The 8,861-nt window shown below is 44.3% G+C and carries 8 protein-coding genes; 3 read left to right on the top strand and 5 right to left on the bottom strand.

Going from position 1 to position 8,861, the window contains the following annotated elements:
- Positions 1 to 70: 70 nt before the first annotated feature.
- Both A3763_RS10730 and A3763_RS10725 read left to right on the top strand, forming a co-directional pair.
- Entirely contained in the window at positions 71 to 1,300 is a 1,230-nt protein-coding gene (locus A3763_RS10730; RefSeq protein ID WP_068514753.1) for a pyridoxal phosphate-dependent aminotransferase, read from the top strand.
- Between the two features lie 14 nt (positions 1,301 to 1,314).
- Positions 1,315 to 1,764, top strand: coding sequence for a hypothetical protein (locus tag A3763_RS10725; RefSeq protein ID WP_068513932.1), 450 nt, complete (start codon positions 1,315 to 1,317; stop codon positions 1,762 to 1,764).
- Positions 1,765 to 1,876: 112 nt separating this feature from the next.
- Here A3763_RS10725 and A3763_RS10720 read toward each other — a convergent pair whose 3' ends face one another.
- The 5 genes from A3763_RS10720 to A3763_RS10700 form a co-directional block, all read right to left on the bottom strand.
- The gene (locus tag A3763_RS10720) at positions 1,877 to 3,046 is read right to left on the bottom strand and encodes an ATP-NAD kinase family protein (RefSeq protein ID WP_068514798.1); all 1,170 of its coding nucleotides are present in this window, start codon (positions 3,044 to 3,046) and stop codon (positions 1,877 to 1,879) included.
- Positions 3,047 to 3,050: 4 nt separating this feature from the next.
- On the bottom strand, positions 3,051 to 3,743 hold the full coding sequence (locus A3763_RS10715; protein ID WP_068514750.1) for a flagellar brake protein: 693 nt from the start codon (positions 3,741 to 3,743) through the stop codon (positions 3,051 to 3,053).
- A 36-nt stretch (positions 3,744 to 3,779) separates the two neighbouring features.
- Positions 3,780 to 4,913 (bottom strand): 4-phosphoerythronate dehydrogenase PdxB, encoded by a 1,134-nt coding sequence (gene pdxB / locus A3763_RS10710; RefSeq protein ID WP_068514747.1) that lies wholly within the window; start codon positions 4,911 to 4,913, stop codon positions 3,780 to 3,782.
- Between the two features lie 26 nt (positions 4,914 to 4,939).
- Positions 4,940 to 6,376: an ATP-dependent RNA helicase RhlB gene (gene rhlB / locus A3763_RS10705; RefSeq protein WP_082865404.1), complete on the bottom strand. Its 1,437-nt coding sequence runs from the start codon at positions 6,374 to 6,376 to the stop codon at positions 4,940 to 4,942.
- 112 nt (positions 6,377 to 6,488) lie between these two features.
- Positions 6,489 to 7,094, bottom strand: a complete 606-nt coding sequence (locus A3763_RS10700) for an elongation factor P hydroxylase (RefSeq protein ID WP_082880441.1) — start codon at positions 7,092 to 7,094, stop codon at positions 6,489 to 6,491.
- A gap of 221 nt (positions 7,095 to 7,315) precedes the next feature.
- Here A3763_RS10700 and dsbD point away from each other — a divergent pair.
- Positions 7,316 to 8,861: protein-disulfide reductase DsbD (gene dsbD, locus A3763_RS10695; RefSeq protein WP_068760010.1), on the top strand; the 1,546-nt coding region annotated here is incomplete at its 3' end.

The raw sequence follows: 8,861 nt of genomic DNA, 5'->3' as shown, positions 1-8,861 counted from the left end.
TTTATTAGAATAGGATCTATAGTAAAAAGATAGCCTTATTTAATTTCTTAATTTAATGGATTCTTGCGTCATGAAAATCATCAAAAAATCTTCCAAACTTGATAATGTGTGTTACGACATTCGAGGGGAAGTCGCGCGAGAAGCCAAGCGTTTAGAAGAAGAAGGCCATCGAATCCTAAAGCTTAACATTGGCAACCCTGCGCCCTTTGAGTTCGACGTACCTGAAGAAATACAAACCGACGTCATTCGTAACTTGCCTAACGCTCAAGGCTATAGTGATTCAAAGGGCTTATACTCTGCACGTAAAGCCGTTATGCAGCATTATCAGTCAAAAAACATTCTCAATGTTGACATAGAAGATATCTATTTAGGCAACGGCGCAAGTGAGCTCATTGTTATGTCTATGCAGGCTCTGCTAAATGACGGCGATGAAGTGTTAATCCCCTCACCTGACTACCCTCTATGGACGGCTGCTGTAACGCTAAGTGGCGGTAAGCCTGTGCATTATCTATGTGATGAGGAGTCTAGCTGGTACCCAAGCGTCGAGGACATTCGCAGTAAAATTAACGACAATACCAAAGCAATTGTCGTCATTAACCCGAACAACCCGACCGGCTCGGTTTACCCTGAAAGCTTACTGAAAGAGTTGGTCGACCTTGCTCGAGAGTTTAAGCTGATGCTATTAGCTGACGAGATCTACGACAAAATTCTATATGACGGCGCAACTCACACACCCCTTGCGTCGCTGTCTTCAGATGTCCTTACATTGACCTACAATGGCCTATCTAAGACCCATCGTGCAGCCGGTTACCGGTCTGGCTGGATGATGATTACCGGTCCTAAGCATTATGCTGAAGATTTCATCGACGGCATCGATATGCTCGCGTCAATGCGACTTTGCTGTAATGTACCCGCTCAATACGCGATTCAAACCGCTTTGGGCGGTTATCAAAGTATCAATGACCTAATCGTTCCGGGCGGACGCTTATGGGAGCAGCGTGAGCTTGCCTGGAAAATGCTCAATGATATTAAGGGCGTTTCATGCGTCAAGCCTGATGGCGCGCTTTACCTCTTTGTTAAACTAGACCCTGAGATTTACCCGATCGTAAACGACGAAAAATTGGTCTTGGACTTGCTCAAACAGCAGCGTATTCTTATCGTTCACGGAACAGGCTTTAACCTCAGTGATACTCAGCACTTCCGATTCGTATTCCTTCCACGGGTAGACGTTCTGGAAGATGCAATTCAGCGTTTTGAATTGTTCCTAAAAACTTACGAACAATTACCTGAAGAGAACTAGGGTCAGCCATTTAAATGTTCAGCATCCATATTGAAGAGTTTTTTCTCGATTGCACCAAAATTCTGAAGCAACTGTATATGAGTTTCCCGATGAAGAGCAACGTCTTCGTCGAGGATATCTCAGGCCCAGACCAAGCTGATGAGTACGGTTTACATAGCGATCGTTTTCAAAGTTGTTTTGGCGCTATGCTTTGGCTCGAGCAAGAGCGCTTCATTAAGTTTGAAAGCACTCTTAAGCAAGAAGCTATTGATCAGGCGACCCTAACTTCAAAGGGTCTTAAGCTGATGTCCAGCATCTGCCACGACCAGCAAATTAATGTCTTAACTGAGCAAATTCATCCAATCATTGAAGGCCTGAAGGGCTTGCCGAATATCGATACACTCAATCATATTATGAAGCATGGCACCTCAAGCCAGCTCGCGATAGCCATGCAACATCTGATTCACAAATACTCTGATAACTAACAGACCACAACCCTTTCCGCACACAACGATCTAGCGCTGTCAAAAGCCCCGCCTGAAGCTGGCACTGAGGGGTAATAACATCAGGGTCGTGCACCTAATTCCTTTTATATTTTTAAGACAAATAACTAATCTCGTACATAAGTGCATCATCATAGCCACATATTATTTTATGAAAGCCAGATAACTGCTTATCAAGTTCGTCACAACCGCTATCAACATGCAAAGCCCGACCATTAAGGGCTCTAATTTTTTCTTGAGTCGAAATAAACTGAAGGTTACCGAGACCGGCCTGCCGAAGAACTCGTGGACTAATTTGTTGATTACCACGCCCTAAAACAATCCCCTGCCCACCTATAACAGAGAGAATCACCTTTACCCTGGGATATTGTTGCAGCAATTCAAATAGCTGAGCCTCATGAACGTCATTCGCGATAAGCGTGACATTTACACCATCAAAGAAACACACATCAACACCCAGCAATGTTGGCTGCTCCAAACCGATCATTTCCTTCAAGTGCTGTAAGGTGCCGCCTGAGCCGAGGACATACAAAGTATCATCTTCTAATTCTTCACTCATAAATGAGCAAAGCTCTTCAAGCATCAACTCATCATCCAGCATGCCCGAACATTTAACCGACTGAACCAGAAGCTGATCGTCCGGTATCAGCATTTCACCAAAATGCTGAGTCTTAACCAGCCCCTTGGCAAAAGCATCCTCATCAATATCTCTCACGTCTGCCATACGGGCTGACACTAAACGATGACTCGCCATACTTTCTACCACCGAAACCACCGCCTTAGGTGTTACCGCAAATACGCCAGAATGCATCTTTACACCTGCCGGAATCCCTAAAGCGCACTGCTGATCACCAATCACCGTGTAGATATCACGCGCAGTACCATCACCGCCGACAAACAACAGGATATCTATTGAGCGTTTCATAATCTCGGCTGCGGCTGCACGCGTATCGTCAGCTCGAGTTAATTCAGGAGGCTGGAACAAAACCTCGATATCAAAGACATCTGCAAACTCTGAACAGATATCTCCGCCCATCTGTCCACCTGCACACAAAAATGATACTGAAGCCAATCTACCCTGCAAAACTAAATCTTTCAGACCGACTAAAACCGCTCTTAGCCTATCGGCCGCCTTGGCCTCTACGCCTCTGGAAATCGCTATTTCTGTGGTAGATGCTGCATCACTACCTTTAAGCGCAGCCGGCCCACCCATTCCAGCTAGAGGGTTAAGCACCAAACCAAAAGTAAAACTTGCTTGGCTCATTGCCTTATCTTCGTTCATTTTCGTAAATGTAGCTGGAAAGTGTTAACACATACTCATCAGTCAGGTTCACAAACTGAATACCGACAATATAGCGACCTTCCTCACCAACTTCTTCATCGGTATTTAGCTCTATATTGCGGATAATACTCGGAAGGCAAATTCTCTTAGTCACACCGCTCGCACTCAGCTCAAAAGACACCAAAAGCTCATGCCCCTTTTCACCCAATGACTGGGGAGAAGACATTCTTGCACCAGTTTTGCTTAAGTTATCAATATAAGCAGGTTTAGGCCATTCACCAAAAATATCGAAGTCGCTATCTATTTCAGCCTCAATATTTGTCGTGACACGTTCAGAGTTACGAATCTGGAGCGCGGTAATTTCTTCAGGATAAACCAAGTGATAATAGCTATAAGGCTGAATTGAACGATAGGCGACACGAGTTTCAAAAGCACAGACTTGCTTACCCACCAAAAGCCGAACGGCCACTGTACTGTCTTTGTCCAGAAGCACTTCTTTACCTTCTCTCAAGGGAGAAGAAATTAATATGCTACGATTTTCAACAAAACCAATTAGGTTTACCTGATACTTACGTGCAGGAGAAATTGTTTCTAAAGTGACGGCCGCCCCAATTGATAAACCTAAGTTCGCAAAAGACGCAACTGGCCTATCTTGGGAATCATCAAGCTTCTCAGCCACACTTAACCTCTTATTATCATTATTAAGGTATCAATTTTAGGACTTAACATTAAAACCTAAAGACTTAAACTTACTTAGCAATTCTGAGTTAACTTTCTTCAATTGAATCTTTACACCTGAAAACTCGCGCCGGCAGCGGTAGTTCTTTCGGAAGCGGTCAAAGGCCTGCCATCGCTCTTCATCAGGTAAGCGTAAGCTGGCTTGCAGTAAACTATGGTCATGACGCACATCAAAGCAGGCTCGAATTGCAGTATGAATAGACCAATCAACATCTGCATTTGAAGTAAAGGCCATTTTAGACAAAGGCGGCTCTTCTAAGAATTGCCCAGAAGAGTGGCGAGATGGTAAACCTAAAAACTGGCATAAGGCCCGGTAAACCATTTCAGTCCCCAAGACCTTACCGTCAAAACTATAGCCGGCAATATGCGGCGTACCAATAAAGACTTTGCGAGCCAATTCGACATTAAGCTCAGGCTCTCTCTCCCACACGTCAAGGATAGCGGTAAACTGTGGCTGATGATCTAGGAAGTCATTCAGGTCATCATTATCGATAACCGGCCCCCGACTCGAATTAATCAGAATTTGCTCTGGCTGCAAGCTTTCAAGCACCTGCTTATCGATCATATGGTAGGTTGGATGCGTACCTTCTTTACTTAAGGGCACATGAAGTGATATCAGGTCGCAGCGCATCACTTCTTCAAATGATACAAGTGAATCATCATCCAAAAACGGGTCACAGGCTTTAAACTTGATTCCCAGCTTCTCCAAGCGCGCAGCAAGTAAGCTACCAACATTGCCATAACCCACAATACCGACTGTTACCGAGCCTAAATCGAGCGAATGAGTTTCGGTTAGAATTGATAAGCAACTTAAAACATACTCAACAACAGAGTTAGCATTACAGCCAGGCGCATTACAGTAGCGAATGCCCTGCTGATCAAGGTAATCAGTATCAATATGATCAATACCGATGGTGCATGTTCCAACAAACTTAACTGAACTGTTTTCTAAAAGCTCACGGTTTACTTTGGTTACTGAGCGTACTATCAAGAAATCTGCATCACTCAAATGTTCCGCCTTAATCTCCCGCCCGGGCAACTTAACAATGTCACCTAAATCACCAAAAAAACGTGTGAGTAAGGGGATATTTTCATCAGCAACAATTTTCATTCTTCAAACAAAACCGTCTTATTAATTTATTTTCCAACCAGGTGTGCAGGATATTCACATGGAAGTTTCATACCAATGTACTTTTCTATCTCTGGAAGCAGGAAGGCATCGTCTTCACAGGCGAAGGAAATAGAGATTCCTTTTTCACCCGCACGCCCTGTTCGACCGATTCTATGGACATAATCTTCGGCGTCTTCAGGAAGGTTATAATTGAATACATGACTCACGCCATCTACATGGATGCCACGTCCAGCCACGTCGGTTGCAACCAGGATTTCTATTTTTCCATTTTTAAACTGGTCAAGCGTTCTGATGCGCTTATGTTGAGGGACTTCACCAGATAACAGCGCAGCTTTGACACCTTTAGATTTCAATTCAGCTTCAAGGCGACGAGTTTCATCCCGACGGTTGCCGAAGATGATGGCCTTCTTAACATCGTTTTCCTCAATATAGCGGCAAATTATTTCCAGTTTTTCATCGGTAGGCACCATAAATATCTTCTGCTCGACTTTATCCGTCGTCAGCTGCTCAGCTTCAATTTCAATGAAAACAGGGTTAACCGTCCAGCGGTTTGCCAAGTTCAAAACATCGTCACTAAAGGTCGCGCTAAATAATAAGGTCTGACGATTATCCTCTCTTGGGCACTTACTGATGATACGCTTCACATCAGGAATGAAGCCCATGTCCAGCATACGGTCAGCTTCATCTATAACCAAAAAGTCGATCTGATCCAGATACAAATCATTGCTGTTGAGGAAGTCGATCAGACGCCCTGGTGTCGCAACCAAAATATCGATAACGGTATTGCGCACATAATCTTTTTGCTTTTGGTAGTCGATGCCGCCCAGCACTGAATAAATCGACATATCCATATGTTTAGTCAGGGCAACAGCATCTTTCTCTATCTGCAGCGCCAGCTCTCGTGTTGGCGCAATAATCAGTGCTCTGGGTTCACTTGCATAACGATCACCTTTTGGCACAGGTCGAGATAGCAAGTCATTAATAATGGTAATCAGGAAGGCTGCAGTTTTGCCGGTGCCCGTAGCAGCCTTACCAATGGCGTCATAGCCTTTTAAAGTGTGAGGTAGAGATTCTGCCTGAATGTCGCTGCAATATTCATATTTCAGATCAGCGATGCCATGCAATAAGTCATTTTGCAAACCTAAATCGTGAAAGCGGGTCTTGCCTTCCTCGGGCGCTACGACATATTGCTCAGCACTCCAAGCCTGTTTTTTTGGCGCTACACTCGCCCCTTGTTCTTGTACATTAGCTTGAGCGCTTCCTTTCTTGCCACCTTTGTGTTGAGGCTTACCTGCTGTTTCAGGTTTTGGGTGTTTCTTTGCTTGAGGTTTATTGGCGCCCCCTTCTTTTGCCGAAGCAGGCTTGTTAGTTTTGGTCGAGGCACCTTGTGCCTTATTCGACTCGTCTTGCTTTTTCTTACCAAAAAAACCACTTAACTTCATTTAGAATACACTCTAGTAACACTTAAAATATTGACCTGAGAGCTTATGCCCCCTAACCCTGCCTTGCAAGCGGAATACACCTAATTAGCCGCTAATTTGCTTAAAACTGTCATTAGCTTAGCCTATCAAGTGAAAATGCGTCACTTTCCAGGCACCGACAATCAGGCCGATAGTGACTTAGCAAAGCTTGAACAAATAAGTTAGCTCTTTCAGGTAAGCCATTTTCTATGTAGTCAGCCGCCTGCTGAGCCACCTCACAGATAAACTCTTTACTCGCCCCAACATCTGGCTGAGCAATATTATCGACACTCAAACGAAAGCGCATTCCACAAGCTTCCGTCATAATCCACTCAAGCGCCTGCGGCTTAATCTCGACTTTCTCAAATTCGCGTTGCTGTTGGTCACTGCGCCCATCTGGCTCATACCAATAACCAAAATCAATTAACTTGCGCCGCTCTTTACCCGCAATACACCAATGACTAATTTCATGTAATGCGCTTGAGAAGTAATCAAACCTTGAAATAACCTGGCATAAGCTACCCGTCTCCGAGGCTGGCAGATAGAGAGGTTCATCAGCCCCCACCACCAACTCAGTACCTTCGAGAGTTATAAACAAGTTATTGAAAATTCTAACTAATTCTGTGACATCAGCAAATGCTGTATCAACGAGCTTATTTTCACAGCTGGACTGGGTGCGCTGTTGTTCAGTATTTACCACCGGATTAACAATCCTTCTTACGACCAATCAAACTTTTGCAGCCTGGGAATATCTAATCGAATATTAATCTTCAAGCCCACAAAAGCGACTTATAATGGCATGATTACGAATTTATACAAATCTATTGCCTCTTATCGTTCTATTTAACAGTTTTGATTGAACCAACACAGTAGATTTATATCTAAAGTGCAATATATGCAATCGCAAGGTTTTGAACCAGTATGAGAAATATCCTATTAGTTATTATCTACCTAACTCTTGGAACATTCACCTCCGACGCATATTCCTCTGGCGGTACTAGTTTTTCTAGCTCAGATAGCAAGGGATTATTTGAATCAAGCCAGAATGAGTTCCTAAAGGTTGATGAGGCATTCAAATTTCGCTCATCGCCTACAGACAATGGTTTAAAGCTGTCTTGGGAAATAGCTGACGGCTACTATTTATACAAAGAACGCTTCAAATTCCGCCTTGTCGATAAGTCATTAGAACCTCTGGTAAAGCTTGGCCCTCCCGAATTTTCTAGCCAGGGAAAGCCTAAACAGGATGATTACTTTGGCTTGGTTCATGCGTTCTATAAGCACGTTGAAATTGCTCTTCCTATTGACGTCGATGCTTCACTAAGTGATGTCGAGATTAAAATAAGCTCCCAAGGCTGTGCAGATGCAGGCTTGTGCTACCCACCAAAGCACGAAAAGGTCTTATATGTAGCGCAAAAAAGTAATAGCGACACAACTAGCAACAAGCTTCAAGCTCCCAACCAGCAACAAACGCCTTCATCTCAAGAAAGCCCAGACTTTGAAAACGCTGCGGGCGTCTTTAGCTTTATTCAGAACAGTAGCCTGCTGGCGATTGTAGGAATATTCTTTTTACTCGGGATCGGATTGACCTTTACACCTTGCGTGTTTCCAATGATCCCGATTATTACCAGCATTATTGCTGGCCAGCAAAAGCCAACGGTCGGTAAATCCTTTATGCTTTCCCTAGCCTACGTTATCGGTATGGCGGCAACCTATGCTGCAGCAGGCGTGGTGACAGGACTGCTCGGTGCGGGAGCCAATGTACAGGCAGCCCTGCAAGACCCAATTGTATTAAGCGTATTTTCGGCAATATTTATTTTGCTTGCCTTAGCTATGTTCGGCCTTTACGAGCTGCAACTCCCCGCTTTCTTNAGAGACCGCCTCAATACCACCAGCCAAAACCTTAATGGTGGGCATATCACCAGCGTATTCTTTATCGGTGCACTATCAGCACTAATTGTTTCACCGTGTGTCTCAGCCCCGCTCGCAGGTGCGTTACTTTATATAAGCAGTACAGCAGACGCAGTTATCGGAGGCCTTTCATTATTTGCTCTGGGCTTGGGTATGGGTGTGCCATTAATCCTGATCGCTATAGGTGGCGGTAAGTTCTTCCCTAAAGCCGGCGCCTGGATGGACAAAGTAAAATACGCTTTCGGCATAATGCTAATTGCCGTGGCAATCTGGCTCATTAGCCGTGTTATCCCTGAGTCAGTTTCGCTATTTTTATGGGCGTTGTTATGCGGCCTAACAGCAAGCCAGATGGGTGCTTTTGATGCAGCTAAGCCTGGAATAGAAAGAGTCTCTAAAGGTTTAGGCTTGCTCCTGGCCTTATACGCCGCATTATTATTTATTGGCTCACTTACTCAAGCCACAAACCCACTCAACCCCCTGGAAACTCTGATTAGCAACCAGCAAACCAACACACAGAAACCTAACAAGCTCCCTTTCAATACTATTTATTCGAATACCG

Source organism: Oleiphilus sp. HI0128, from assembly GCF_001635365.1.
The sequence above is the reverse complement of the archived record's forward strand: the minus strand, read 5'-3'. Positions and strand labels throughout refer to the sequence as shown.